This is a genomic window from Sphingopyxis sp. Soil_C_28 (assembly GCF_057657055.1).
Window position 1 is genome coordinate 526532 of the sequence record NZ_JBDGJE010000001.1, and the last position, 25842, is coordinate 552373.

The 25842-nt window shown below is 63.4% G+C and carries 22 protein-coding genes; 5 read left to right on the top strand and 17 right to left on the bottom strand.

From position 1 onward, the window contains the following. Position 1 precedes the first annotated feature (1 nt). Positions 2–2440, top strand: a complete 2439-nt coding sequence (locus AC3A43_RS02395; RefSeq protein WP_487790943.1) for a serine/threonine protein kinase — start codon at positions 2–4, stop codon at positions 2438–2440. Here the strand turns inward: AC3A43_RS02395 and AC3A43_RS02400 are convergent. The 4 genes from AC3A43_RS02400 to AC3A43_RS02415 all read right to left on the bottom strand — a co-directional run bounded on the left by AC3A43_RS02400 (position 2437) and on the right by AC3A43_RS02415 (position 6682). After that, a complete protein-coding gene (locus AC3A43_RS02400) occupies positions 2437–2952 on the bottom strand; it encodes an ECF-type sigma factor (protein ID WP_487790944.1) in 516 nt (171 codons plus the stop codon). The genes AC3A43_RS02395 and AC3A43_RS02400 overlap by 4 nt on opposite strands. Before the next feature lie 162 nt (positions 2953–3114). Next, a complete protein-coding gene (locus AC3A43_RS02405; RefSeq protein WP_487790945.1) occupies positions 3115–3678 on the bottom strand; it encodes a hypothetical protein in 564 nt (187 codons plus the stop codon). Positions 3679–3725: 47 nt separating this feature from the next. Then, entirely contained in the window at positions 3726–4595 is an 870-nt protein-coding gene (locus tag AC3A43_RS02410; protein WP_487790946.1) for a discoidin domain-containing protein, read from the bottom strand. Positions 4596–4675: 80 nt separating this feature from the next. Continuing rightward, entirely contained in the window at positions 4676–6682 is a 2007-nt protein-coding gene (locus AC3A43_RS02415) for a hypothetical protein (protein WP_487790947.1), read from the bottom strand. A gap of 256 nt (positions 6683–6938) precedes the next feature. On the opposite strand from AC3A43_RS02415, the gene AC3A43_RS02420 reads away from it, so the two are divergent. Together AC3A43_RS02420 and AC3A43_RS02425 are read left to right on the top strand one after the other, a co-directional pair. Further along, positions 6939–7580: a glutathione S-transferase gene (locus AC3A43_RS02420; RefSeq protein WP_487790948.1), complete on the top strand. Its 642-nt coding sequence runs from the start codon at positions 6939–6941 to the stop codon at positions 7578–7580. Between the two features lie 168 nt (positions 7581–7748). Next, positions 7749–9146: a carboxylesterase/lipase family protein gene (locus AC3A43_RS02425; RefSeq protein ID WP_487792010.1), complete on the top strand. Its 1398-nt coding sequence runs from the start codon at positions 7749–7751 to the stop codon at positions 9144–9146. Here AC3A43_RS02425 and AC3A43_RS02430 read toward each other — a convergent pair. The 3 genes from AC3A43_RS02430 to AC3A43_RS02440 are packed head-to-tail and all read right to left on the bottom strand — an operon-like array spanning position 9143 to position 11903. After that, positions 9143–10123: an alpha/beta hydrolase gene (locus AC3A43_RS02430; RefSeq protein ID WP_487790949.1), complete on the bottom strand. Its 981-nt coding sequence runs from the start codon at positions 10121–10123 to the stop codon at positions 9143–9145. The two genes, AC3A43_RS02425 and AC3A43_RS02430, sit on opposite strands and share 4 nt — an antisense overlap. Beyond that, positions 10123–10527: a cupin domain-containing protein gene (locus AC3A43_RS02435; RefSeq protein ID WP_487790950.1), complete on the bottom strand. Its 405-nt coding sequence runs from the start codon at positions 10525–10527 to the stop codon at positions 10123–10125. The genes AC3A43_RS02430 and AC3A43_RS02435 overlap by 1 nt, the downstream gene beginning before the upstream one ends. 2 nt (positions 10528–10529) lie before the next feature. After that, positions 10530–11903: a pectate lyase family protein gene (locus tag AC3A43_RS02440; RefSeq protein WP_487790951.1), complete on the bottom strand. Its 1374-nt coding sequence runs from the start codon at positions 11901–11903 to the stop codon at positions 10530–10532. A gap of 258 nt (positions 11904–12161) precedes the next feature. Here AC3A43_RS02440 and AC3A43_RS02445 point away from each other — a divergent pair, with 258 nt between their 5' ends. Both AC3A43_RS02445 and AC3A43_RS02450 read left to right on the top strand, forming a co-directional pair. Then, on the top strand, positions 12162–14981 hold the full coding sequence (locus AC3A43_RS02445; protein WP_487790952.1) for a TonB-dependent receptor: 2820 nt from the start codon (positions 12162–12164) through the stop codon (positions 14979–14981). A 94-nt stretch (positions 14982–15075) separates the two neighbouring features. Continuing rightward, positions 15076–16671 carry a family 43 glycosylhydrolase gene (locus tag AC3A43_RS02450; protein ID WP_487792011.1) on the top strand — a complete coding sequence of 532 codons (1596 nt, stop codon included), beginning with the start codon at positions 15076–15078 and terminating at the stop codon, positions 16669–16671. Here AC3A43_RS02450 and AC3A43_RS02455 read toward each other — a convergent pair. From AC3A43_RS02455 to AC3A43_RS02500, 10 genes are all read right to left on the bottom strand, one after another. Then, complete coding sequence (locus tag AC3A43_RS02455; RefSeq protein ID WP_487790953.1) at positions 16668–18155, bottom strand: UxaA family hydrolase; 1488 nt, start codon at positions 18153–18155, stop codon at positions 16668–16670. The two genes, AC3A43_RS02450 and AC3A43_RS02455, sit on opposite strands and share 4 nt — an antisense overlap. Positions 18156–18435: 280 nt before the next feature. After that, the gene (locus tag AC3A43_RS02460; RefSeq protein ID WP_487790954.1) at positions 18436–18645 is read right to left on the bottom strand and encodes a hypothetical protein; all 210 of its coding nucleotides are present in this window, start codon (positions 18643–18645) and stop codon (positions 18436–18438) included. A gap of 155 nt (positions 18646–18800) precedes the next feature. Beyond that, positions 18801–19949: a winged helix-turn-helix domain-containing protein gene (locus tag AC3A43_RS02465; RefSeq protein WP_487790955.1), complete on the bottom strand. Its 1149-nt coding sequence runs from the start codon at positions 19947–19949 to the stop codon at positions 18801–18803. Between the two features lie 59 nt (positions 19950–20008). Further along, on the bottom strand, positions 20009–20368 hold the full coding sequence (locus AC3A43_RS02470) for a hypothetical protein (RefSeq protein ID WP_487792012.1): 360 nt from the start codon (positions 20366–20368) through the stop codon (positions 20009–20011). 261 nt (positions 20369–20629) lie between these two features. Beyond that, a complete protein-coding gene (locus AC3A43_RS02475; RefSeq protein ID WP_487790956.1) occupies positions 20630–21604 on the bottom strand; it encodes an NAD(P)H-dependent flavin oxidoreductase in 975 nt (324 codons plus the stop codon). A 97-nt stretch (positions 21605–21701) separates the two neighbouring features. After that, positions 21702–22274: an ester cyclase gene (locus AC3A43_RS02480; RefSeq protein ID WP_487790957.1), complete on the bottom strand. Its 573-nt coding sequence runs from the start codon at positions 22272–22274 to the stop codon at positions 21702–21704. Positions 22275–22293: 19 nt separating this feature from the next. Further along, positions 22294–22752 (bottom strand): PaaI family thioesterase, encoded by a 459-nt coding sequence (locus AC3A43_RS02485; RefSeq protein ID WP_487790958.1) that lies wholly within the window; start codon positions 22750–22752, stop codon positions 22294–22296. Then, positions 22749–23168, bottom strand: coding sequence for a hypothetical protein (locus AC3A43_RS02490; RefSeq protein WP_487790959.1), 420 nt, complete (start codon positions 23166–23168; stop codon positions 22749–22751). Before AC3A43_RS02490 ends, AC3A43_RS02485 begins: the two co-directional genes overlap by 4 nt. Next, on the bottom strand, positions 23165–24982 hold the full coding sequence (locus tag AC3A43_RS02495; RefSeq protein WP_487790960.1) for an AMP-binding protein: 1818 nt from the start codon (positions 24980–24982) through the stop codon (positions 23165–23167). The genes AC3A43_RS02490 and AC3A43_RS02495 overlap by 4 nt, the downstream gene beginning before the upstream one ends. Next, on the bottom strand, positions 24983–25840 hold the full coding sequence (locus tag AC3A43_RS02500) for an SDR family NAD(P)-dependent oxidoreductase (protein ID WP_487790961.1): 858 nt from the start codon (positions 25838–25840) through the stop codon (positions 24983–24985). Positions 25841–25842: the final 2 nt, after the last annotated feature.

Sequence of the window (25842 nt, forward strand, 5' to 3'; positions counted from 1 at the left end):
TATGGACGAAGGTGCGGCTGCGCAATGGCTGGCGGTTCAGGCGTTGTTCGACCATCTGGTCGACGCCTCGCCGCCGGATCAAGATCGGTCGCTTGCGGAATCGGACGCCAGCCCCGGCGTGATTGCCAAGGCAAGGGCGATGCTTGCGGCGCACCGGGCCGAAGGCATTCTCGACGGCGAGGCGCCGCCCCTCGAAGAACAGGATGCGGCGGGAGGTCCCGTGTCGCTATCGATCGGCCAGGTGATCGGCGGGTTCACGATCGATGCCTATCTCGGCCGCGGCGGCATGGGCGAAGTCTATCTCGCGCATCGCTCCACCGCCGAGTTCATGCAAAAGGTTGCGATCAAATTGCTGCGGGCCGATGCATCCGACCGCGCCCAGCTTTTCGCGCGCGAGCGTCGTTTGCTTGCCAGCCTCCACCATCCGAATATTGCGCGGCTGATCGACGGCGGCGTCGCCGCCGACGGAAGGCCGTACATGGTCATGGATTATGTCGACGGACAGCCGATCGATAGCTGGGTCCGGGCCAAAGGCGCCGACCTTGCAACGCGGCTCGCACTGTTCCGCGATATTTGCGCCGCGGTGGCTTATGCGCACGCCAACCTCGTGGTGCATCGCGATCTCAAGCCGTCGAACATCATGATCGACGGAAAAGGGTCGGTCCAGCTGCTCGATTTCGGCATTGCCAAGCTGCTGGAGAATGACCTTGCCGTCGCCGAAACGACGCAGGCGATGCTGACGCCCGATTTTGCGGCGCCTGAGCAATTGGGCGGCGAGCAAATCACGATTGCGACCGACATCTATGCCTTGGGTGCAATCTTGTTCCAGCTGCTGACCGACGCCTCGCCCTGGCAGCGCGACGGGGCGTCGGTGCCTGCGATCGTCCGCCGTATCCTGCAGGAAGACCCGCCGTTGCCGAGCCGCGCGGCGGGACGCAGCGACGCGGCCGTTCCTGCGCGGCTGATCGGCGGCGACCTCGATGCCATCGTCTTGAAAGCGATGCGGCGCAATCCGGCGCAACGATATGGCAGCGTGCTGGAACTGGCGGATGACGTCGCGCGGCATCAGGCCCTGAAACCCGTCAAGGCGAGGGAAGGAACGGCGCGCTATCTGTTCGGGCGTTTCGTGCATCGCAACAGGCTGGCGGTTACCGCGGCAGGCGCAGCTTTCGCGGCGCTGCTGCTCGGGATGGGCGGAATTATCTGGCAGTCGCACCAGACCGCGATCGAGCGCGATCTGGCGCAAGATGCCGCCCGCCGGTCTGAATCGATCAACCAGATGCTGCAGGTCATGCTGCGCGACACGGCAAAGTCCGATGTCGGGGAAAGCGTGACGGTCAAGCAGATGCTCGATTCAACTGCCGATCGGCTGGTCAACGCGGTCGATACCGGCGCGGAATCGGCCATTCTGGTGTCCACCTTGTTCGACCTCTACGTCAATCTGGAGGATCCCGCCGGCGCGGACGCCCTGATCACCAAGGCGCTGGCGCGCGGCATCGGAAAAGACGATCCCGTCGCGACGGCCCAGTTGAAAGTCCGCGCCGCCTCGTCTGCCGGCTCATTGGGGAAGACCGATGCGATGGCGCCGCTGATCGATGCGGCCGAAAGGGTGTTTCTCGCCGATCCGGCACGGTTTCGCAGTGAGCTTGTCGAAGTGCGCGCGGCGCGCGCGCAGCTTTGGCGCCGCACGGGCCGGATGGAGGACGCTATCGAACTGTTGAAAGCGATCTTGCCCGACGTCGACATCGCCTATGCGGATAATTATCGCGACCGGGTGACGGTCTATAACAACCTCCTCGCTTATATGGTCGAGGCGAACCAGCTCGACGCGATGCCCGAGATTTTTGCCAGGGTAGACAAGATCACGGCTGCAAACCGGCAGGGTGACAGCACGCTGGGATTGATGATCGAACAGCTAAAGGGCGTTCGCTTCGCCAAGCTCGACCAACCGGCCCGCGCCGAACCCATATTGCGACGCGTGATGACGCAGCGCCGGGCGGTGTTCGGCCGTTCGGCGGGCCTCGCGGTCGACATGTTTCATGTCAGTCGCGTGAAGATGGCATTGGGGAAATATAAGGAAGCGAGCCTGTTGCTTGCCGAGGCATGGCCCATGGCCAGCGAGAAATTGAGCCCGGCCGCCCAGCCGACGCTGATCATGGGGGCGACATTGGCCGAAGCGCTGGCCGAAACAGGCGATACCCGGGAAGCTTTCCGCGTACTGGGCGAGATGGACCCGATCCTCAAGAATATCCCGGTCGGTATGACGCACGGCGTCGTCGAGCGCGCCCACGCAGTCGTCCTGCTCAAGGCTGGACAGATTGCCGAGGCTAAAAGCGCCACCGATCGCGCCGAAGCCATCTTCAAGGGACAGGGTCCCGCCGCGGAAATCTATCTGAAGTCTTTCCCGGCTTTTCGTAAACGACTGGCGGCGGGTCGTTAGGCCACCATCATTTCAACATGAATCCATGCTCGCGCCTGAACCCACCAGCGGCGCACCGTCCGGTCCGATACTCCCAGGACCGATGCAGTTTCCCTTTCGTCCAGCCCCGCGAAAAAGCGGCAATCGACCACTTTCGCCAGATTGGCATCGACTTGCGACAGCGTCTTCAGCGCATCGCCGAGCTTCACAATCTCCGCATCCTCAGGAACGGCGGCTGCGAGGGAGTCGAGGCTCTGCGTGAAGCTATAAGTCGGGGCGTCGCGTTTCGATGCCATCCGCGCACGCGCCGCATCGATCAGGATATGGCGGATGGCGGTCGCCGCCGAGCCCAGGAAATGCGCTTCGCTTTCCCAGCCATCGCGGCGCTGCAATTTGACATAGGCTTCGTTGATCAGGGCGGTCGGCTGCAACGTCTGCGGCCGGCCCGCGCGGCTGTGCTCGCGCCGCGCTATGACGCGCAATTCGTCATAGAGCGACGCCATCAACAGATCGGCGCTTTCGAACGGGTTCACGTCGGTGGGCGCGTCTCGATCGATCGACCTTCTCCGTCATGCTCGCAGCACAGGGGCCGGAGATGCGGATTTCATGAAGGCCGTTCAAGGCTTTGGCAAGCGTAAACACATATGATGAGCCGTGCGTCCTCGCGGTGCGGGCACCGCGGCTTCATCACATCATCAACCGCCCAGCTGGCGCGCAAGCGCGATCGCCCGATCTTTGGTCGACGACCCGCTCGGCAAGGTGATGATTGCGAACCTGTCCTCGCCGATGAAGACGTTCAGCGTGTCGGTTTTCCCGATCCAGAAGGCCCCCTTGCCGACACCATCGACCGTTTCGACGGTGCCACCAAATGCGCCGACCGTTTCCTTCATGCTGTTGCGCGCGGTATCGATCGCGCCCTGCGTATTGTCGTTGATTGGCGACCAGCGCAGCATCACCGATCCTCGGCTGCCGTCCGCCATGATATAGCTGCATTCCGACGTCGTGGCGTCCGCGCCGCTGCTTTCATGAACAAGGCCGAGACTGGCTTCGCTGACCGGCTTGCCCGCTGCTACGGCCATCTTTGCCTTATCGACGACCGCGCAGGCATCGGCTGCATTCCAGCCCGAGGGTGCGCCCGAAGCGCCGCCGGCCCCGGCGGTCTTGCTCGATCCCACCTCTTGCCCGTTTTCGGTCGCGCCGCCGCAGCCGGCCAGGAGCAGCGATACAGCCGAAACGGCTATGAATGACATTTTCTTCATGCTGGTCGATCCTTTATTGCAGGGATTGGCATTGTCGAACGCGCCGGTCAGTTGCAGATTCCCGGGCGATTTCCGATGCGATCGGCCTTGTAGAAATCGAAATAGCCGATGAGCGCCGGATCGATATTGCGGCCGATGCCGACAAGCTCTTTGCCATTGTCGCTGAGGTAGAAATAGGCGCGATGGCTGTTCGTCGATCCGTCGGACGAGGTTTCGAGCATATCAAGGGTCATCGTCCGGCCCTTGATCGAACCTGTGACTTTACCTTGTTGATATTCATAACATCCGGTGACGCGGTCGCCCTGCCGGGTCAGGCTGATCGTACCCCAGCCGCTATGACCGTCGTAGCTGCCCGTGACGTCTGGCATCTTCGCGTCGGCGGTCAGCTTGCGGCCATAACCGCGGAACCCGGTGAAAGCCGAATATTCGTCGCCGCCATAATTGTCGAGAATGGTCAGGCGCACCCAGCGCCCGACGGGCAGCGGCTTTTTGGGATCGAAGCGGAAATTCTGATTGTCCTTCAGCATTTGCAGGCGCGTGTCGACGATCGTCGCAAAGCCGCTTGTGGCCGAGCTATCCGAAATTTCGACCCGAACCGCGCGCACTGCCTTGGCATCGCGGTTGAGAAATGCGGTGTCGAAAGCAATCCGATCGAGTTCGCTGCGCTCTTCAAGCTCGAAGACAAACACCGGCGGCCCCTTGGCTTCGCCGGTCCAGTCGGTCTTCACCGATCCATCGATCAGGTTGAGCGGGCTGGAGTCCATCTGGCTGATCGCGACGTCAGCGGGGGCTGCGATGATCCGGCCACCTTGCGCAAAGGCGAACAGATCGACCTCGGCTGGTACCTGCGCCGTGCCGGTTCCCGGTATCAGGAGCGATGCGGCGAGTGAGAGGGCTATATCGCGCTCATTTTTCATGATGTTCCCCATTGTTGCGCGAACCGCGCATTATTCCGAGCAACTGCCCCCGGCTTTGTGTAACCGGGGGCAGCGCGATCTCAAAAGCCGAATGCGATGCCCACGCGGCCGCCGGTCGTGCCCTTGACGGTAGACCCGGCAACACCGCCGCTGACATAGACGCGCGGGGTCAGGCGCACGACCGCGGCACCCGAAAAACCCTGCTCGCCTTGGAATGTCGCGAGGTTGAAAGAGACCGAGACATTGCTGTCGGGAACGATCATCGTGCCGCCGAGCGCCATCGCCGTTGCAATGCCCCCGGTCGCCTCGCGGAAGCGTTTTTCATTGCTGACGCTGAGCAGATCGACGCGGTTGTTGAGCGTGGTCAGGCTGTTGTCGACGGCGGCAAAAGCCGAACCGACATCGCCATAGGAACCACCCCCGATCGCGTAGCTCGGCGCCGAAATCGCACCCGTTGCACCATTATAGGTCGCACCGCCGCCGAGACGCGAGGCGAGGCTCGCGCCCGCGACGTCGCCGCGCATGACCGCCGTGTTCGCGGTTGCCTGCGCGCCTGTGGCAGCGGTCAGCGCGTTGTTTGCGGTCCCTTGCGCCGTACCGGCCTCGGTCCGTGCCAGATCGGCCGTCGTCTGTGCCGTCGCTGCATTGGCGAGCGCGCTGTTGGCGGTCCCCTGCGCTGCGCCAGCCTCGGTCCGCGCAACGTCGGCGGTCGTCTGCGCCGCAGCCGCATTGGCGAGCGCCGCGTCGGCAGTCGCCTGCGCCGCGGTGGCGCTTCCGGTGGCGGAGTTGGCGACCACCAGTGCGGAATTGGCCGTTGCCTGTGCAGCGTCGGCCTTGGCCTCGACGACGTCGAGCTGCGCCTTGTTCACCGCGTCATTTGCCTGCGTGCCCGCCGCGACATTGGTGATCGCGCGCATATTGGTGGCGGTGCCCACGGAAACGGTATTGTCGCGATCCGCAACGCTGCCCGATCCCAGCGCGACCGAGCCCCCATTGCGCGCATCGGCCCCGAGACCCAGTGCGACGGCGCCTTGCTGAGAGGCCGAGGAATTGGTCCCGATGGCGACCGAAAAATTGCCGGTGGCGTCGGAATTGCCCACGGCAATACTGAAGAGGCCAGACGCGGTCGATCCCGCGCCGAGCGCCTGTCCGCCATTGGTCGCGGTGGCGTTATGTCCATAGGCCGTCGAGCCAAAGAAGCCGCCGTTTTCGGCGCGAGCGTTGAGGCCGACTGCGGTTGTGCCGCCACCCTGCGCCATCGCGCCATTCCCAAGCGCGATCGCCGAAACGCCGTTCGCATTGTTGCCGTTGCCGAGTGCCAGCGCGCCATCGCCATTGGCCATATTGTCGGCGCCGATCGCCACCGCGCCCGTTCCGGTTGCGAAGTTGGGATCGCCGATGGCGACAGCGCCGTTGCCCGATGCGAGCTGGGCGGAACCCAGCGCTACCGCGCCGATGCCGCTCGCGGTGCTGCCCGCCGTCTGCAGGCTGTCGACCCCGTTGCCGGTGGTGACGAGGCCGCCCCCGGCCACCGAGGCAATCGCGGCGTCGAGCTGCCCCTTGTTCACGGCATCGAACGCTTCGGTTCCGGCCGCGACATTGGAGATCTGGCGCTGGAAGATGCCGGCCGTCCCATTGATGGCCGAGCCGACCGAAACGGTGTTGGCGCGCGGGATTGGGGCGCCGGTACCACCAGATAAGGTTGTCGATCCATAGCCCAGCGCGACGCTGTTATCGAAGGCTTCCGCATTGGCTCCGATCGCCGTGCTGGTGGCTTGGGCCGCGGTGGAGTTTGCTCCGATCGCGGTGGCATTGGTGTCGCGCGCGGAGGCGCTGTAGCCGATGGCGGTGCTGGCATCGCCAAAGGCCTCGCTGTCGCCGCCGACCGCAGTCGCATCGACGGCGACGCGCAACGCGCCGACGTCGAACACGCTGCTGTTCACGCCGCACTCGGTCGATGTGGGCGCGAGGGGATCGGGTATATTGCATTCGGGGGTAGGGTCGGCCCAGGCAGTCGTTGGAAAAGCTCCCAAGGAGAGCAGAGCGGCCGGTGCTGCGGTGACGAAAAACTTGGCTGGAATACGCATGTCATTATCCTGGTTTGCGGGCCAATCGGCCTTGGATTTGATTGTCCGACCCGGAGGATCACATCGTAACGCGCGACTTCCCCCGCCGCGCAGCACGGGCCTTCGCAAGAAGGCGCCAACTACTCGGCATCAGGGAAAACGGGATGCCGGTCGCAAACCGGACATGCGGGGCGAATTTTTTTTTGGACGGGACAATCGGGCGGACAACCGCGCCTTTGGTTTGGCGGCGCGCCGCTGGTCGCCTATGGAACGGACGATGGGCGATACCCCGATCCTGTACAGCTTCCGTCGCTGCCCCTACGCGATGCGCGCGCGAATGGCCTTGCTGGTGAGCGGGGCGCGCTATGTGCACCGGGAGGTGGTGCTACGCGAAAAGCCTTCGGCGATGCTGGCGGCTTCCCCGAAGGGTACGGTCCCGGTTCTCGTGCAGGGTGACGGTGCGGTGATCGATCAAAGCATCGATATCATGCGCTGGGCATTGTCGCAGCGCGATCCCGAAGGCTGGCTGCTGCGTGACGACGCGGTGCTGGTCGCGGAATTCGACGGTGCGTTCAAGCATCATCTCGACCGCTATAAATATGCTGGCCGATATGCTGTCGACCCGCTGCCGCACCGCGCGGCCGGACTGGCCATGCTGACCGGGCTCGACAGAAAGCTGGCGGAACAGGATTATCTGGTCGGCATGGAACGGGGATTCGTCGATGTCGCGCTGTTTCCCTTCGTTCGGCAGTTTGCCGGGGTCGATCCGGACTGGTTTTCAGCGCAGGCGCCGATACGCGTGCGGGAATGGCTGGCGGCGCTGACGGGGTCGCACCTGTTCGCGCAGGCGATGGTCAGGTTTGCACCTTGGGATGACACGATCGGTGATCAGGATGAGCCGACGGGACCGAGGCCTTGACCGCCAAGGCGTCTTGCAACATCAAATTTCCATCTGGGACGGGGCCGTGGAATGATATCGATTAAGGACGTCGCCAATGTTCCGACCAATGGGCGGTCCCAATTGCGTTCGACCTCGGGATCAGGCCCCACGCTGACGCGGCGCGCGCTTTTGGCGGTCACTGGGGCGATGTTGGCGCTGCCCTTTTCCGCCGCAGCGGACGACCGGCGCGCTCGCGCGACGATCGGGATACGCTATGGACGGGCGGGACGGTTTCAAAGGCCGATGCCGGTCGTCTGGAACGGGCATGCGCGAACGAACGCGGGTCCGTTCGGCCCATCCTGTCCGCAGGTTGGCGATCACTACCGTCCACAGGGCGAAGACTGCCTGTTCCTCAATGTCTGGCAGCCCGAGGGCAAAGCGGGCGGCCCGCGGCCGGTCATGGTCTATTTCCATGGCGGCGCCTATTCCACCGGAAGCGTGGCCGATCCGCTCAACGACGGCGCGCGGCTTGCCAGCCGGGGTGACGTTGTCGTGGTAACCGTGAACCATCGACTGAACGCATTTGGCTATCTCTATCTCGCCCGGCTCGATCCACGGTTTCCTGACAGCGGCAATGCGGGCCAGCTCGATCTGATCCTCGCACTCCAATGGATCCGCCGCAACATATCGAGCTTTGGCGGTGATCCGGCCAATGTCACCGTTTTTGGCCAGTCGGGCGGAGGCGCCAAGATCGCGACGCTGATGGCGATGCCCGAAGCGAGGGGGCTGTTCCACAAGGCGATCACGATGAGCGGACAGCAGGTCACCGCCTCGGGCCCACTCAACGCGACGAAACGTGCGCAGGCCTTCCTCGATAGATTGGGTAAAGGCGTCGATCCGGTAACGGCGCCGGTCGATCAACTCGTTGCGGCGCTGGCGGCGACCGATCCGATCCTCGGCGGCGGCGTTTATATGGGGCCGGTGCTCGACATGAGGCACCTGGCACGGCACCCTTTCTGGCCCGACGCGGCGCCGCAGTCGCTTTCCATTCCGATGATGCTCGGCAACACCGTCATGGAAACTCGCGCCTTTTTCGCGCCCGATGGCAAGCAATTGTCGGGGCTGAATTTCGATAATCTTGCCCAGCGGATCGCGCCGGAGATGCGGATTGACATCGAGCCGTCCTGGGTCGTCAGAGAGTTCCGCGCGCGCTATCCGAAGGCAGAACCGCTTGAGCTGTTCCACCGTATCGTCACCGCTGCGCGCAGCTGGCGCGGGCAGGTCGAGGAGGCCGAAGCGCGGGCGCGGGCAGGGCATCCGGGGTTTGTCTACCAACTCGATTTCGAGCAGGCGAAGCATACCGATGACATCGGGCTCAGCTTTGGGACGATTTCCGATCCATCCCTCGCGCAGCGGGCGATGAGCGACCGGATGATGGACATTTTTGTCCGCTTCGCGCGCACCGGCGACCCGGGCTGGCCAGCTTATGATCTGGCGAGGCGGCAGACGATGATCTTCGATACGACAAGCCGCGTCGAAAACGATCCGCGCCAGTGGGAGCGCGAACTGTTCGCGCGGGTGCCGTACATTCAGCCGGGCAGCTAAACGATCTTGTGCGACCCGAGCCAGTTCCACAGCAGCTCGGGCCAGATCGCGACGGGCAATCCCGCGGTTTTCATCAATCCGAAGCCATGGCCGCCGCGCTCGAAGAAATGCGCCTCGCATGGCGCCCCGATGTCGCGCGTTACCGCGCGCAGACGGATGCTGTTTTCGACCTTCACCACATTATCGTCCTCGGCATGAAGCAGCCAGAGCGGCGGCTGGTCGGGGCGAACATTGCGTTCGGGCGAGTAGAGTTTCTCGCGCGCCGCATCGGGGTTCGCGCCGATCAGTTTCTCCCGGCTCACCATGTGGGCAATGCCAAGGTCCATCGACACGACCGGATAGATGGCGGCGACCGCGTCGGGCCGCGCGGACAGGCTGTCGACCGCATCAATCGGGTCATAGACCTTCGCATCGAAGCGCGTGAGCAGGCTCGTTGCGACCTGTCCGCCCGCCGAAAAGCCGCCGAAGGTAATGCGCGCCGGATCGATTCCGTCGAGCGTCGCGCGGCTGCGCACCAGCCGCACCGCGCGCTGTGCATCGGCGAGCGGAACGTCGGCGCCGTTCGTCCAGCCGTCGCCGGGCAGGCGGTAGAAGAGGACATAGACCGTAACCCCGCGCGCGCTCAGCAGACGTGCGAGCTCATAACCTTCTTTGTCGATCACGACATAGCGATAGCCACCGCCGGGCGCGAGGATCACCGCCGCGCCATTGGGCTTCGCCGGTCGGAAAATGTCGAGCCGCGGCCGCGTGATGCCCTGCAGCATCCGGTCGCTCGCATTCGGATCGTCGCTGCGCTGGACGACCGCTTCGACGAGGCCCGCGGGCGGCCGGATATGCCCATCGGGCCACAGCGCTAAACTTGCGCCGGGTCGGATGCTCGCGGGCCGGCTGTTGTCGGGCGGGGGTGTTGCGGCTGCTCTCGCGGCGAGCGGCAGCGCTATCCCGGCGGCGATCAGTGCGCGGCGGTCGAGCGCCATCAATCCGCCGCCTGGTTCGGGTAGGCGATGATCAGCACCAGCGGTTCGCTGCCGGTCTGGCGGATGCCCACTTTTGCTCCCTTGTAAAGCCAGGCCGCGGTTCCCGCCTTCAATGCCTTTTCTTCGCCATCCGAATGCACGATGCCGGTGCCCGACAGGACATAATAGATTTCGTCATGATCGATCGGATGAATGCCGATCGCTGCGCCGACGTGCAGAGCACGTTTGCGAAACTCGAAGCTGCGCGGTGCGGGAACCACATCGCTGATCCGGTACGCGGTCGACATGCCGATCTTGCCGTGCGGCGGCGCTTCGTCGCGCACCGTTGTGGCTTCGTCGATTACGACCATCGCTGGCGCGGGCGCCGCGCTACCGGCAAGGAGCAGGGCGCAGAGCATGCTCATCGTCAGTTCCCGGTCCGTGAGGCGCGGTCGCGCTGCGACAGATTCTCCTGCGGCAGCGGCGCGGTCTGGCCGGGATAGACGCCCGATTTCGGTTCCATCGTCGCAAGGTCCCAATCGGCCGCAACGAACGGCGCGCGCACTTCCTTGACCTTGGGATAGCCGCTTACTTCCTTTTCGTCGTCGATGACTGCCCCGCGCCCCTCGGCAACGAAGAACAGCACCCGGATCTCTTCTGCATCGCGGGCCCAGGGGCGCGCACCCGCCGTTCCTAGCACCGAGGTTTCGACATCGCGCACCGGCAGGATCTTGTAACCGGCAACTGGCGCAAGCGGCGCCTTCGCGCGGATCAGTTTTGCCTCGGTTTCGCCATAGCGGCCGAACTCGGGAAGCGGCTGGCCGTGGCGATCGACCGCCAGATTGTCTTTGCCATAATATTCGAGGTCGCCGTCGCCGCCGAGCATCAGGAATGGCAGGTCGGGGTCGGTGTCGTTGCCGCCGCGCATGACATTGCCGATCGCGGTAATCTGACCGGTCACATAGTCATGCCCGACCCATTCGAGGTTCATCAGGTTGTAATGCACCGCGCGGTGCTGCGGATTATAGATCAGGTTATTGATCATCAGCGCCTGCCCACCGCCCTTGATCAGCGGGTTGCGCTCGACATTATGCGCCCAGACGTTGCGATAGAAAACGATGCCGGTCGCATTGTCGTGGATCAGCGACCCCTTGCTATGCTCTCCCTTCGGGTGGCTCGCGTCGGCGAGTCCCTCGCCGGCGAGATTGTTCGAAAAGGTGATGTTGTGGCTGGTACCCTTGCGCCATTCGTCGACCGTCTTGCCGGTAAAGCGCGGCCCCGACGCCGACATATTTTCGTCGATTCCCCACATCAGGGTGCAATGGTCGACGATGACGTTATGCGCCGCAACAGTTGAGAAGGTGTCGGCCTCCCACCCGCTGCGCTTCGGCTGGCCGTCGACGCCGGTGTAGATGCGTAAATGGCGCATCACGACGTCGTGTGTCTTCACATCGATACCGGTGCGGATGAGGGTGATGCCGGGTCCGGGCGCTGTCTGTCCGGCGATGGTCAGGAAGGGATGTTTGATCTCGATCGTCTCGCGCCCCATGTCGATGACCCCGCCAACCTCGAACACGACGATGCGCGGACCGGGGGTCTCGATCGCGGCCTTTAGCGATCCAGGACCACCGGGGGCGAGGGTGGTCACGCGCAGGATCTGACCTCCGCGTCCGCCCGCCGTCTGCGCGGCGGGGCCGACCGCGCCGGGAAAGGCCAGAACCGCCGGATCAGCAGCCGCTACCGGAGCTGCCGGCAGTGCGAGCGCCAGAAAAAGCGCCGCTATCCAAGGGTTTCTGGTCATTTCGTCTCTCCGTGTCTTTGGGGTATTGACATGTTCGTCGCAATCCGCAATCTTTCTGACACCGGTTACCCCAATCGGTCAACGAGAAAATATTTCCAAGGGAGAGGGTCTGATCCGGTCAGTCGCACGAGGCGGCGGCCGTCATCAACCTCTGATAAATCGACGGATGAAGCGGTGAGCCAAATCGCTTTGTCCACCAAAGTAACCGGTGTCATTTCTTGCGTAAGCGAGGGTCCGGGGCGATAAGGGAGGATGATAATGGCAATTCATGCAGTGCGCAGCGTTCGCGCTTTGACCAGGCTGGCGTGCGGCGCATCGCTGGCCGTGTTGGCGGTTTCGCCGGCTTATGCGCAGGACGCGGCTGAAGGAACGGTTGCGAGCGAAGACGAGATCGTCGTCACGGGATTCCGGGCCTCGTTGGGGGCCGCACTCAACGTTAAACGCGAGTCGGTCGCTGCGATCGATGCGATCGTCGCCGAAGATATCGCGAAATTCCCCGACCAGAATCTCGCTGAATCGCTTCAGCGTATTCCAGGCATCACGATCCAGCGCGACGGCGGCGAAGGCCGCGGCATCACGGTGCGTGGGCTCGGTTCGCAGTTCACTCGTGTTCGCGTCAACGGGCTCGAAACCGTCGCGACCTCGACCGACGGCGCGTCGGCAAACCGCGACCGCGCGTTCGACTTCAACGTTTTCGCCTCTGAACTGTTCAGCTCGATCGTCGTACACAAGACCGCGTCGGCCGAACTTGACGAGGGTTCGCTCGGCGCCGTGGTCGATCTCAACACGGGCAATCCACTCGGCGGCAAGAGCGGCTTCACTGCCGCGCTGTCCGCGCAGGGCAGCTATAACGACCTCTCCGAAAAGGTCGGTCCGCGCGTTGCCGGTCTGCTGAGCTGGGCGAATGACGCCGGAACGCTCGGCTTTGCTGTGTCGGCCGCCTATTCGGACCAGAAGACGCTCGAACTCGGCAACAACTCGGTTCGTTGGGCGCAGGCGCGTTTCGACTCGGTTGACGGCACGCCGTGCTGGACCGCGCCGAATGTCGGCGGAACCTATGTTCCGAGTACCGTGTGCAACGAAGTCTCGCTCGCCTTTCACCCGCGTATCCCGCGTTACGGCGAAATCGCACACGACAAGAAGCGCCTTGGTATCACCGGATCGATCCAGTTCGCGCCGAGCGATGCGACGAAAATCTCGCTTGATGGGCTGTATTCGAGCTTCAAGCACCAGCGCCGTGAACGCTGGGCCGAGGTGCTGCTGCGTAGCAACGAACGCTCGATCAATGTCAGCGACTATGAAATCGACGGTGACAACAACCTGATCTCGGCGACGCTCGACGACGCGTGGGTTCGCACCGAACATTATCTGCGCAAGGCGAAGACCGAATTCTATCAGGTCGGCGCAACGTGGGACCAGGATGTCAGCGATACCTTCCGCTTCACCCTGCTCGGCGGCTTGTCGAAGTCGACCGCGTCGATCCCGCTTGAAACGACGATCGTCTTCGACGATCGCGATGCGCAGGATTATCGCTACGACTATGGCGACATGAAGCGTCCGCTGCTGAGCTTCGGTACCAGCGTCACCAATCCGGCGAATTTCCAGCTTGCCGAAATTCGTGACCGACCGTCGGAGGTCGCGAACAAGTTCCGCACCGCGCAGCTGCGTACCGAATGGGACATCAGCGACGATTTCACGGTCAAGGCGGGCGGCGTCTATCGCCGGTTCGACTTCTCCAGCATCGCCTTCACGCGCGATACCGTCGTGTGCGGCAATGGCGGCGTCGATCGCGTTCTCGGCACGCTCGCCTGTTCGCCGTCGTCGGCGTTCGGTCCGGCCGCGATCTACGGTTTTCCTGTCAATTCGGGGCTCGCCGACCTGTTTGCGCTCGGCAAGGCTGGGCAGCCGTCGGGCACCACGACCGAGTGGCTGGTTGCCAATCTCGACGCAACGACCGCTTTCACCAAGCTTTACGACCGCGTCGCTGCGGTCGATGCAGGCAATAACCGCGCCGTGCGTGAAGAGGTCACCGGCGGCTATCTGCAATTCGATGCCAAGGGCGAACTTGGTGGCCTGCGTTATGCGCTCAACGCCGGTGTGCGCTATGTCCACACTGACCAGACATCGAGCGGGCTCAATAGCGGCGCGGCGGTGACGGTGAAGCGCAGCTACGAAGACTGGCTGCCTTCGGTAAACCTCGCACTGTTCCCGCACGACGACATCATCATCCGCGCTGCGGTCGCCGATGTGATGACGCGCCCGACGCTCGGCAATCTGACGCCGGGCGGGTCTGTCGACGGGTTCAACTATCGCATCAATTACGGTAACCCGTTCCTCGATCCGTTCCGCGCGACTTCCTACGATCTCGCGCTCGAATGGTATTTCGCGCCGCAGTCGATCTTCTCGGTCGCGCTGTTCAAAAAGGATATTGCCAGCTTCCCCGTGGCGACCACGACAAGCGGGACCTTCGCATCGACCGGCCTGCCATTGTCGGTCATCCCGCCGAGCAGCCCGGGATCGATCAACCCCGAGGGCCAGTTGTGGACGATTACTTCGATCGGCAACGGCGAAGGCGCGAAGCTGAAGGGCATCGAAGTCTCGTTGCAGGCGCCGTTCAAGTTCCTGCCGGGCTTCCTGTCGAACTTCGGCGGCATCGCGAACTTCACCTATGTCGATTCGGATGCCGACTATACGGTCGCGGGCCCGTCGATCGTTCCCGGCGGCGCGAATGTGTCGGCGGTGCGCAACGGCACGCTCTTCAACCTGTCAAAACGCGCCTATAACGGCACGCTCTATTATGACGACGGCAAGTTCAGCGCGCGTACCTCAATCAGCTATCGCAGCCGCTATGCCGATGCGAACAGCGGTACCGGCAATGTGTTCGAGGGCTATGGTTCCACGATCAACGTCGATGCTTCGGTTCGTTACGCGATCACCGACAATATCGAAATTTCGGTCGAAGGCATCAATTTGACCGACGAATATCGCTATCGCTTCACCGATATCGATGCCGATCGCAATTACGAGAATAACCACTTCGGCCGCACCTTCCTGTTCGGCGCGCGCGTCAAGATCTGACGCGAGGGGTTCGTCCCGGTGAGGCCCGGTTTCCGTTTTCAGGGGACCGGGCCTTTCTTATTTTGAGGAGAGACGCGTGACCGATCGCCGCGACATGCTGAAGTTCGCCGGGGGCGGCCTGCTCGCGACCGGCCTGTCGGGTCTCGGCGCATCTGCTGCATGGGCGGGTACGGCGACCTTACCTTCGGGGCCGGCGCCTGCCTGGGCCAAGGGCTTCGACGGACAGCGCAAGGCCGACCTCGGCGACGGCCGCTTCCTCAATCCGATCATGGCCGGCGACCATCCCGATCCGTCGATCCTGAAGGACGGCGCCGATTATTATATGACTTTCTCGACCTTTGACTCCTATCCGGGGTTGGTCATCTGGCATTCGCGCGATCTGGTTAACTGGCGGCCCATCGGTCCCGCGCTCCAAAAGAATATCGGATCTGTCTGGGCGCCCGAACTCTGCAAGCACAGGGGTCGCTACTATCTCTACATCCCGACCAAGGGCCCTAACACCAGCTGGGTGATCTGGGCCGACAAGATCGATGGCCCGTGGAGCGAGCCGGTCGACCTCAATCTTCCCAACCATATCGATCCCGGCCACGCGGTCGGCGAGGACGGGTCGCGCTGGCTGTTTCTGTCGGGTGGCGACCGGGTCAGACTCTCGGACGACGGCCTGAAGCGCGTTGGCGAGCCCGAGCATGTCTATGATCCCTGGCGTTATCCCGCCGACTGGGTCGTCGAAGGCTTTGCGCCCGAGGGTCCGAAGATCACGCGGCGCGGCGACTATTATTACATGGTGACGGCAGTTGGCGGCACCGCGGGCCCGCCGACCGGGCATATGGTGATCGCAGCGCGATCGAAGTCGATCCACGGGCCCTGGGAAAACTGCCCCGCGAACCCGCTGGTCCACACCAAGTCGGCGGCCGAAAAATGGTGGTCTCGCGGTCATGCGACGCTCGTCGAAGGGCCGGCAGGCGACTGGTGGAGCGTCTATCACGGCTTCGAGAATGGCTATTGGACCCTCGGGCGCCAGGCCTTGCTCGACCCCATCGAATGGACCGACGATGGCTGGTTCCGGATGAAAGGCGGCGATCTGTCGCAGCCGATCGCAAAGCCGAAGGATGGTGCGATCGCGGGCCCGCACGGTATGGCGCTGTCCGACGATTTCACTGCCTTGGCGCTCGGCGCGAAATGGAATTTCTTCAAGCCCGCTGCCGATGAACGCAGCCGCGCGCGCGTCGAGGATGGCGCGCTGATACTGGTGGGGCGGGGCGGGGCGCCGGTCGATTCATCGCCCTTGCTGCTGATCGCGGGCGATCAGGCGTACCGCTTCGAATGCGATATCGAGATTGAGCCCGGGGGCACCGCGGGGCTGATCCTTTTCTACGACGAGAAACTCTATTGCGGGCTCGGTTTCGACGGCGAGCGTTTCGTCACGCATCAATATGGCATCGAACGCGCGCGCCCGACCAACCCGCACGGCCGCAAGATGCGCATGCGCGTGACCAACAATCGTCATATCGTCACCTATGACACCAGCGGCGATGGCGGCATGACTTGGACGAGGTTCGACCGCGGCATGGAGGTTTCGGGATACCACCATAATGTGCGGGGCGGTTTTCTGATGCTGAGACCTGGCCTTTACTCGGCGGGAGCCGGCGAGGCGCGCTTCCGCAATTTTACCTTTCGCGCCCTCGACTAGAGCGTTACGCCAGACTTCCAGATCGCAATATCGCGCTCCTCGTTTTTCTCGGCGCGCGTTACGGCGCCCGATGCCGTCGCGAGGATGAGGTCGAGCAGGGCGTCCGACGCGTGGTCGAAACCAGCTTCCAGAACCTGGCCAGCGTCGAAATCGATCCAACCCGCCTTGCGCGCCGCAAGCGGACTGTTTGACGCGATCTTCAGCGTCGGAGCGGGGAAGCCAAGCGGCGTTCCGCGACCGGTGGTGAACAGAATGATCGTCGCGCCCGCTGCGGTCAGCGCCGTCGACGACACCGCGTCGTTGCCCGGCGCTTCGAGCAGGGTGAGGCCGGGGAGGGTCGCTTCGCCGCCATAACGTCGGACATCGACGACGGGGACCTTGCCGCCCTTTTGCACGGCGCCCAGCGATTTTTCCTCGAGCGTCGTGATGCCGCCCGCGATATTTCCGGGCGACGGATTCTCGCTTACGGGCTCGCCGTTGCGGATGAAATAGTCCTTGAAATCCTGCACCAGCCGGACGGTTTCGTCGAAAATTTCGCGCGATACCGCGCGGTCCAGCAACATCTGTTCGGCCCCGAAAATTTCGGGGATTTCGGTCAGCACGACTTTGCCGCCCGCCGCTGCGACCGCGTCGGCCATGCGCCCGACGAGCGGATTGGCGGTCAGCCCCGACAGGCCATCGGACCCGCCGCACTTCACACCAAGCACCAGTTGCGCCAGCGGCAACCTGGTCCGCGGCATGTTCGCGCAGCCCTCGACCAGTTCATCGACCAAAGCGAGGCACGCGGCCTCGTCATCCTCGACGGCTTGCGCCGAAAGGGTGCGGATATGGGCGCGGCGTTCGGGCGCGATCATCTCGAGCAAGGGATCGATCTGGTTGCTCTCGCAGCCCAGCCCGACGATCAGGACCCCGCCCGCGTTGGGATGCTGCGCGAGCGCCGCGAGCAACGCGCGCGTATGGCCCAGGTCGTCGCCGAGTTGCGAGCAACCGAAGGGGTGTTTGAAGGCGTGGACGCCGTCGATGCGGCCGGCATGACGCTCGCCCGCAATCCGCGCGACGCGCGCCGCGAGGTTGCCCACGCAGCCCACCGTCGGGAGGATCCATATCTCGTTGCGCGTTCCGGCACGGCCGTCGGCGCGGGCGTATCCCATAAAGTCCTGCGACGACGCGGCGGGCGAAGGCGCACTGGCGGTGGGCGCATAGGCATAGGCGTCGTCGCTGCGCAGCGCGGTCGCCAGATTGTGGCTGTGAATATGCGCCCCTGCGGCAATGTCGGCGGTCGCTAAACCTATCGGAAAGCCATATTTGATGACCGTCGTCCCGCGTCCGATCGCGGTGATCGCCACCTTGTGTCCGCGCGAAATGGGCTCGCGCACGCGCACGGCGGCATCCCCTATGGGCAACATCTCGCCGGCGGGAAGGTCGACGACCGCTGTGGCGGCATTGTCGGCAGGGTGAATGCGCAGAGCCGATACATATGTCACGGTGCCGTCGCTCCTGCTTCTATCGACATGCTTCAAACCTCTCCCGCCAGCGTGACATTTTCCGAAAACCGGCGGCCATGGCGGAGCGCCGACCGGGTGCCGTTTTTCAGGAAGATGTGCATGTCATCGAGCATGCTATCCTATCGGCGATCGAAGCGGCGGACAAGCAGAGCTGTCCGATTGTGCGGGATCGAGGCCACAAAATGGACGGACCGCATCGCGGCCCGCCGCCGTCGATCGGCGTCAATCAGGGTCGTCGCCGATCGCCCCGTTTGATCGATTATTCGTTCGCGCTCTGCTGTTTGGCGGCTTTCTTGAGATGTCCCTTGGCCATGCCGTTACCGCTGGTAGCCCCGCTGCCGGCATCGGCGAGCTGGCCAAGGCTGCCGCCGCCCGACGGACTGCCTGAACCATCGAGCGGCGCCTTCGCGCGCCGCATCGCGGCGGAACGGAGGCTTGCAGCCTCTAATGCCCGGATCGGCGCCGCCACGTCCGAATATTATCCGAAATTTTCGCTAAGCGGACTTCTGGGTACCGCGTCATATTAGCGGCTTGGTTTGGCGTTGCGGTTCTCTATGACGTATCACGTCGAAGGACAGGCATCGCCGCCGATCAAATTTCTCTACGGATGCTCGGGGAGCAGATTCACGCCGTCTTCTGAAACCGCTCGAACCGGCTCAGCGCGGTCTCGACCTTGTTGCGCAGAGCCTTGGTCTCCGGGACTATCCATGTCCATTTCTGGATGATCAGCGCGCCCGCCTTGCGATCCATCTTGGTGTCGATCGCGGCGACGACCCGATCGCCTGCCAGCACCGGGAGCGCAAAATATCCCAGCACACGCTTGGCTGCAGGGACATAGGCCTCGAACCGGTGCGCATAGCCAAACAGGGCAGACAGGCGTTTCCTCTGGATCACCAGCGGATCAAACGGCGACAGGATGTGAACCCGCTTTGCCGGGAGGAGGGACGGGAGCTCATCCAGCGCATCCGGCCCGGCCCAGTGGTTCGCGCGCGCCAGCCCCTCGATCTCGACCGGCACCAGCGAACCCCGCGCGACGCGTTCGGCAACCTGCCGCGCCACCTCGGCCTTGGCCGGCGCGGCGCCGTAGGTCATGCTCTCAAGACTGACGATGCCTTGGGTCCGCAGACCCCGATCGAGCAGATAGCCGGCAAAATCCCGTGGCGAGGCGGGCGAGGGCCGGGCGGTCCAGCCGAAATGGCGTTCGGTCAGTTCATAGGATTTGAGCATGCCCGTCCGCGCGCTGATCGTGAGATCGCCGGTCCAGAATCCATGGGACAGCAGGCGTTTTGACGGTTTGCGGCTTGCCCAGGGATGGTCTTTTTCCATCAATTCCTGATCGTGGATATCACGGAGCGAGAGCGGGCCGCCGTCGCGGATGCGGGTGAGCAGCGCCGCATAGGCATCGGGGTCGACCCTGGCAAAGGAGGGATGGGGGTGGATACGCCATGCATCCATCGCCGCGACGAAGAAGCGATAATCGTCGGTCGGGATATAGGCGAGTGCATGCGCCCAATATTCGAACGCGGATTTCTCGATCGATTGCACCGCTTCGAGGGCAGAAGGCCGGTATTCGGGAATGCGCGACCAGAGGATGTGGTGATGGCAGCGCTTGATGACGTTGATCGTGTCGATCTGGACATAGCCGAGATGGCGTATGGCGGCGGCGACCGCCGAGGGGCCGGCGCCGAATGGCGCCGCTTCGTCGAGCCGCTGCGCTCGCAGCCACAGGCGCCGGGCATCGGCCTGGCTGATTTTTGCGGTCTTCGCGGTCATGTCCTTGCTTCAGATCCCACTGAGTGGCGTTCGATCGGCGCCGTTACGACCAGCGGCGCTCACTGATAGCGCAGTGTCTTCTCGAACCCTTCGTTGGCCTTTGTCATCTTCGCCAGCTTTCTGAGATAGCCGCGAACATTGCGGTGGAAACGCGCATCGTCGTAGATGCCCGTTGCCGCATAATCCTCTTGGGCGGCCAGTGCCTTGATGCGTCCGGCGAACGCGGCCTGCTCACCTGTGGAGTCCGATGTTTTAAGTGTTCGACAGACCCATTCCTCGGCGGCCGCCTTGTCATAGTCGTCCTGAGCGTCATACCCGCGCCGGTCGGCTGCCGCCTGATCGAGCTTTGCGGCCTCAAGACGGCGTTCCAGCCATTTCCGGACCTGCTCCCCATCCCATGCCTTTGCCGGATCGTTCATCATTCTCTCCAAATCTTGTCGGCGGTGACCATTAGATGAGAGAGGGACAGAAGCCAGAGTTCATTGGAATTGGCACCCGTCCGCCAGCACGTTCGAAGCGGTGGTTTAATCGCAGGTCGAAGGCGCCACCTTTTTCAGGCCGAGTGGCGCCGCCGATGAGCGCCTGCGCGGATGCAGTCGAGGTAGAACTGTCGGCTAGCCGAACCCCATTTTTTCAGACGCGGACAGTCTCCGGTGCCGACTCGGCGGCACAGCCGGGTTTTATGACATTTGCAGCCGATCTCGCACTTGTTCAGCTTGCGCCATGATGTTCCGAACCAGCTCGGCGCAGGTCGGGATGTCATGGATCAGCGCTTGGCTCTGGCCGCTGGTCCAGATGCCCCCGTCGATGTCGCCATCGCGCAGCACATTTTCGCGGCCGCGCACACCCGCCATCAGGTGCCGGACGTCGTCGAAGGTCTTCGTCGGATCGCTCTGGATCTGTGCGACCTCGACCGAGACGGCATTTTTGGCGACGCGGGCGGTATTGCGCAGGCTGCGGCCGACGAGCACGGTGTCGGTCTCGTTCGCATCGACGATGCGCTGCTTCACATTCTGGTGGATCTGCGCCTCAACCGTCGCGCAGAAGCGGGTGCCCATGTTCACCGCATCCGCGCCGAGCGCTAGCGCGGCGATCAGGCTGCGCCCATCGGCCATGCCGCCAGAGGCGATGATCGGCGTGTCGGGCAGCGCGTCGACTGTCGCGGGCAGCAGCACAACGAGGCCCACGTCATCCTCGCCGGGATGGCCGGCGCATTCGAAGCCGTCGATGCTGATCATGTCGACGCCCTTCTTCACCGCCGACACAGAGTGGCGGACCGAAGTGCATTTGTGGATGACCGTGACATTCGCTTCCTTGAAGCGCGGCAAGTGATCGGTCGGGGCGCGGCCCGCGGTCTCGACGATCTTGATCCCGCTCGCGATGATCGCCTCGCGATATTCGTCATAGGGAATCGGGTTGATCGACGGCAGCAGCGTAAGGTTCACGCCAAAGGGCTTGTCGGTCAGTTTGCGCGTCGCCTCGATCTCGTCGAACAACGCCTGGCCCGTCGGATACATATGCGCGGTGATAAAGCCCAGTGCACCGGCATTGGCGACCGCCGCGACGAGCGGGCCGTAGCCGACCCCTGTCATGCCACCCATAATGATCGGCGTCTCGATGCCGAACTTTTCGGTAATGCGCGTCTTTATAGCCATGTCGGCTGTCTCCCTTATTGTTCTGCGATGCATCAGCTTGTTGAAGGAACCGCACGCAGGCATATACCGCAACTGTTCAAATCGCCCGTTTGGCTGCCTAGTCGGCTGCGATCGTTTCGCTGCGCTTAGCCGAGCCCATGAGAGACAGCAAATAGCCACCGCCTATGCGTCCGTTGCGTGGAGGCAGCATCTCGAACTGTCGCATCATCTCCGCAATTTCATATTGAGCCATGTAGTCGGAGAGCCGTCCATCGCGGAAGCCGAGGAATATGTCGCATCCGTAAGTGGTGGCCTTCTTGCTCGATCCGGACGCGGGCGGGGCGGTCGCGGTCTGTTCGAACAGGTAGAGTGCGCGTCCGGAACCAACTGCGCTGAACAATTGCACTTCCCTGAAATGCACATCGGGCATGACTGCCCATATCTTTTCGACATAGGCGCGCAAAGCGGCATGGCCATGGATGACCTCGGGCCAGAATATCGTGTCGTTCCACCTTATGTCGGGGTGGATCAGCGCCAGGACCTGCTGCGTATCGTGCGAGTTCCATGCGGCTTCCCAACGGTTGCCGAAATCGCGGACGAATTCTTCGGTGACGACATCGGCTATAGGCAATTCGACGTAGCTTTTGCCGAATATGTCGGCGGGGCCCGACAGAGTGTCATTGGAATGCATGTCTCTTCCTCCGTGGCGATTATGCGCCGTGTGCGGGCTGGGGTTTGTCGGTCGGCGCCGGTCTTGGCTGCTTGAAGAGGGCAGTGGCTCGCGCGATCCTGCCCGGCGATCCGACGACCGATCCGGTCACAAACATCAGGCTGCGGGTCGTATGCTCAAGCGTGACGCGGCTCTCGATCCAGTCGCCTTTTGGCGCTCCCTGAAGGAAGTCCACGCTGAGATTGATCGTTGGACCACCCCAGTCGTATCCGCGGATCTCGATCGCGCAAACGCCGAGCGCGATGTCGAGAAAGGTCGAAAGCAGCCCGCCGTGGCAATAGCCGAGGCGGTTGCACTGGTGCGATTGTACTTCGAGCCCGAAGCGGACCGGCTCGGCGGTGTCGCCGGTGTATAGCATCTGCATTCCGCCGACGTGCGCGCAGAAGGGGTCGTCGAAGGTCAGCGGACCCCAGTCGCCGGGCGTTCGCGCCATCATCATGCCGCGAGGCCCATAAGGCGCGCGGCGACCGGATCTGTCTGGACATGGATACCCATGCGGTCCCGAAGTGCCAGCATCGCGGCGGGTGGACGCGCAAATATCTCGATGACCACAATCTTGCCCTCGTGGTCGAGGCGGACGATATCGACGCCCGAAAAACGCTTGCCGTCGATCTCACCTTCGAACCGCAGGACATAGCGGTCGCCGTTGCACCAGCTGTCGGTATAGACGAGACCGCCAAATTCCTGCGACGCGAAACCGAGCAGTCGCCGCACCAGGTCCTTGCCCATCCACGCTTTGCCATAGGTCGGCGGTCGCAGCTCGACGTCGTCGCTAAGCCACATGTCGATGTCTGGCGCCAGGCGCTCGAACAGCGACTGAAAGGCGGCGACCGCGGACGGGAGCTGCCAAATCATCGGCTGGGATCGGCTATTTGGCGCGCAGAACCGTCGAATAGCATGACGTCTGGGTCGGGATGGCCGGGATAAAGGCGGGCGACGTCGGCCGTCCGGCGCTCGCGAACGACGCGCTGCGCGACATTGCCCTTTACCGTGACCTCGCCGGTTTCGAACGAGGGCGGCTCATGCAGGATGAGCGCTGCCCCAATGCGCCTGGCGGCCCCTCTTTGCGCCCCGTTGAAAGCGCGGATCGCCGTCTCGAGTTCGGTGCGGACGTCGCCCGCATTGCCCGGATTTTTGAGCCACAGGAGCGCCGAAGGATAGGGCTGGTTGAGCCCGCAAATCACGGCTTCGGCAACATGGTCGCCACACGCGGTCAGCAAGGCCAGCCGCAGCGCCTCAACCGTCACATAGGTCCCGGAATCGAGCTTGAAGTCTTCCGACAGACGGCCCGCGAAGACCAGGCCCGCGCGCGGGTCGTCGGGATCGGCGAAGCGGACCGCGTCGCCCGTATGAAAATAGCCCTCGTCGTCGAACAGCGACGCCGAAGCTTCGGGCACCCCGATATAGCCGGTCTGCGGCATCAAGGTCGGCCCCTTGACCCGCATCTCATAGCGGCCGTCGAACGGCACAAGCTTGAGGTCGGTCGCCGGGAGGGGGAGGCCGATGATGTCGGTGCCGCCCTCGGTCCAATATTTGAGCGTCCCGAACAGATATTCGGTCGCGCCATAGAAAGAGAAGATCGGCGCCGCCGTGCCGCGCGCCGCGATCGAGAGAGCTATGAGCCGGTCGCGCACCTCTTCGGAAAGGACGGCGCCGCCGAAACCGAGGAATTTAAGGCGCGAGAAGAAATGGCGGCTGAGCGCGGCATCGGCTTCAAGCGCCTGGCACAGCATCGTGTAGCCAAGTGGCACGGTGATGAAATAGGAGGGGGCCACGTCGCGGAGGTTCGCGAGCGTTTTGCCGAACATCTCGGCCGTCGGCTTGCCATCGTCGATCCACACCGTCCCGCCGGCCGCGATCGTGTTGTTGAAGTTGAAGTTGCCCGCCATGATGTGGCTGAATGGCATGGCCTCGAGAATTTGCGGGGGATCGTCACCGAAGTCGAGAAGGCCAAGCGCCCTGTTTTGCGCGATGGTGATGTTGAGGTTCGCGTGCGGTTGCGGCGTCGCCTTGGGCGACCCTGTCGACCCCGACGTATAGATGATCCGCGCGATATGATGGGGCTGGATGGCCTCCATTCGCTCGGTCACGTCATGGCGCGGCGCGGTGGCGATCACTTCGGCCCATGGCACGATCGTCAGGCCTTCCGCGCCTCCCGAAGCTGCAATGATGGTGACTCCGAGCGGCGCAATTGCGCGAAGTGCGGCGGCGTAGCGCGTTGCGTCGTCGACGATCACAATCTTCGCGCCAACCACCGACACGCATTGGCGAAGCTGGGCATGGTCCTTCGACATCAGCGAATAGGCGACGCTCACCGGTGCGATCGCCGCGCCCGACCGCTGGACGCCTATAGCTGCGATGCCGTGCTCGATCGACGGCTCGGAGAGGAAGGAGACGACATCGCCGACACCGATGCCCTGATCGATCAGCCATTGCGCGAGGCCGTCGGCCGCGCGGCGCGCGGCGTCATAGCCAATACAGCGCCAGCCCCCGGCGATATCGCGCTGTCGGATAAAAGCGGCGTCCGGCGTACGCTCGGCCTGCGCGTCGAACACATGCGCAAGCGATTGCGGGACGGGGCCCAGCGGAAGCGGCGAGCGCAGGATGATACTGCCATCGCCGCGCCGGTCGAGCGTCACGCTTGGGGGAGGAGGGCTCGCAAATTCCATTCATGCCATCCTAAACATTGTCCGGGGATCGCCAAGCGCGGCCCCCAGAGAGTCGGCGGTCGCGCCGGGCAGGTCGAATATGTCGTCGAATCCCGTCGCGTCGGGTTCGCCGCCTGCGGAGCGTTGCCAGCGCAGCTGCGCCCCCCAGCCACCGCCGCATTCGACGATCTCGCCGCTCTTGTCGGACAGAGGGTCCAGCAGCTCCATCAGGAACGGCGAAATCCGGTCGGCAGAGAGCTTGTCCTTCATCCTGTCGGTGAAGACGCCGTCGGTCATCTCGGTCAGCGCCATCGGCGCGATGGCGTTGGCGCGAATGCCGAGCTTTGCGCCTTCGATCGCGAGGGTTTTCATCAGGCCGATGATGCCGCCCTTGGCGGCGGCGTAGTTGGCCTGGCCAAACGCGCCGTGCAGGCCGGCGCCCGATGTCGTGAAAATGATCGAGCCGCGCTTCTGCTCGGACATCACCGGCCAGACGCCCTTCGCGCAGGCAAAGCTACCGCCAAGATGGACGGCGATCACATCCGTCCATTCTTCTGCGCTCATTTTCGCAAAGCTGCGGTCGCGGACGATGCCGGCGTTGACGACGAGACCATCGATCGCGCCATATTCGCGAAGCGCTGCTTCGACGAAAGGTTCGGGATCGCGGATGTCACAACGCACGGCGATCGCCGCTCCTCCGGCGGCGCGAATTTCCTCCGCAACGGTCTCGGCATCTGCGCTTCGACCGGTCAGAACGACATTCGCGCCGCTGCGCGCAAGGTCGATCGCATATTGCCTCCCCAACCCGCGACCGGCGCCGACGATGACGATCGTCGAACCCCAAAAATCGGGTTTTGTTCGCGCCGCAGGCTGGGTCACAC

Excerpts from the sequence above, each read along its gene's own strand:
- AC3A43_RS02395 (WP_487790943.1), top strand. The coding sequence starts at position 2 with ATGGACGAAGGTGCGGCTGCGCAATGGCTGGCGGTTCAGGCGTTGTTC.
- AC3A43_RS02405 (WP_487790945.1), bottom strand. The coding sequence starts at position 3,678 with ATGAAGAAAATGTCATTCATAGCCGTTTCGGCTGTATCGCTGCTCCTG.
- AC3A43_RS02410 (WP_487790946.1), bottom strand. The coding sequence starts at position 4,595 with ATGAAAAATGAGCGCGATATAGCCCTCTCACTCGCCGCATCGCTCCTG.
- AC3A43_RS02415 (WP_487790947.1), bottom strand. The coding sequence starts at position 6,682 with ATGCGTATTCCAGCCAAGTTTTTCGTCACCGCAGCACCGGCCGCTCTG.
- AC3A43_RS02420 (WP_487790948.1), top strand. The coding sequence starts at position 6,939 with ATGGGCGATACCCCGATCCTGTACAGCTTCCGTCGCTGCCCCTACGCG.
- AC3A43_RS02425 (WP_487792010.1), top strand. The coding sequence starts at position 7,749 with ATGTTGGCGCTGCCCTTTTCCGCCGCAGCGGACGACCGGCGCGCTCGC.
- AC3A43_RS02430 (WP_487790949.1), bottom strand. The coding sequence starts at position 10,123 with ATGGCGCTCGACCGCCGCGCACTGATCGCCGCCGGGATAGCGCTGCCG.
- AC3A43_RS02435 (WP_487790950.1), bottom strand. The coding sequence starts at position 10,527 with ATGAGCATGCTCTGCGCCCTGCTCCTTGCCGGTAGCGCGGCGCCCGCG.
- AC3A43_RS02440 (WP_487790951.1), bottom strand. The coding sequence starts at position 11,903 with ATGACCAGAAACCCTTGGATAGCGGCGCTTTTTCTGGCGCTCGCACTG.
- AC3A43_RS02445 (WP_487790952.1), top strand. The coding sequence starts at position 12,162 with ATGGCAATTCATGCAGTGCGCAGCGTTCGCGCTTTGACCAGGCTGGCG.
- AC3A43_RS02450 (WP_487792011.1), top strand. The coding sequence starts at position 15,076 with ATGCTGAAGTTCGCCGGGGGCGGCCTGCTCGCGACCGGCCTGTCGGGT.
- AC3A43_RS02465 (WP_487790955.1), bottom strand. The coding sequence starts at position 19,949 with ATGACCGCGAAGACCGCAAAAATCAGCCAGGCCGATGCCCGGCGCCTG.
- AC3A43_RS02470 (WP_487792012.1), bottom strand. The coding sequence starts at position 20,368 with ATGAACGATCCGGCAAAGGCATGGGATGGGGAGCAGGTCCGGAAATGG.
- AC3A43_RS02475 (WP_487790956.1), bottom strand. The coding sequence starts at position 21,604 with ATGGCTATAAAGACGCGCATTACCGAAAAGTTCGGCATCGAGACGCCG.
- AC3A43_RS02480 (WP_487790957.1), bottom strand. The coding sequence starts at position 22,274 with ATGCATTCCAATGACACTCTGTCGGGCCCCGCCGACATATTCGGCAAA.
- AC3A43_RS02485 (WP_487790958.1), bottom strand. The coding sequence starts at position 22,752 with ATGATGATGGCGCGAACGCCCGGCGACTGGGGTCCGCTGACCTTCGAC.
- AC3A43_RS02490 (WP_487790959.1), bottom strand. The coding sequence starts at position 23,168 with ATGATTTGGCAGCTCCCGTCCGCGGTCGCCGCCTTTCAGTCGCTGTTC.
- AC3A43_RS02495 (WP_487790960.1), bottom strand. The coding sequence starts at position 24,982 with ATGGAATTTGCGAGCCCTCCTCCCCCAAGCGTGACGCTCGACCGGCGC.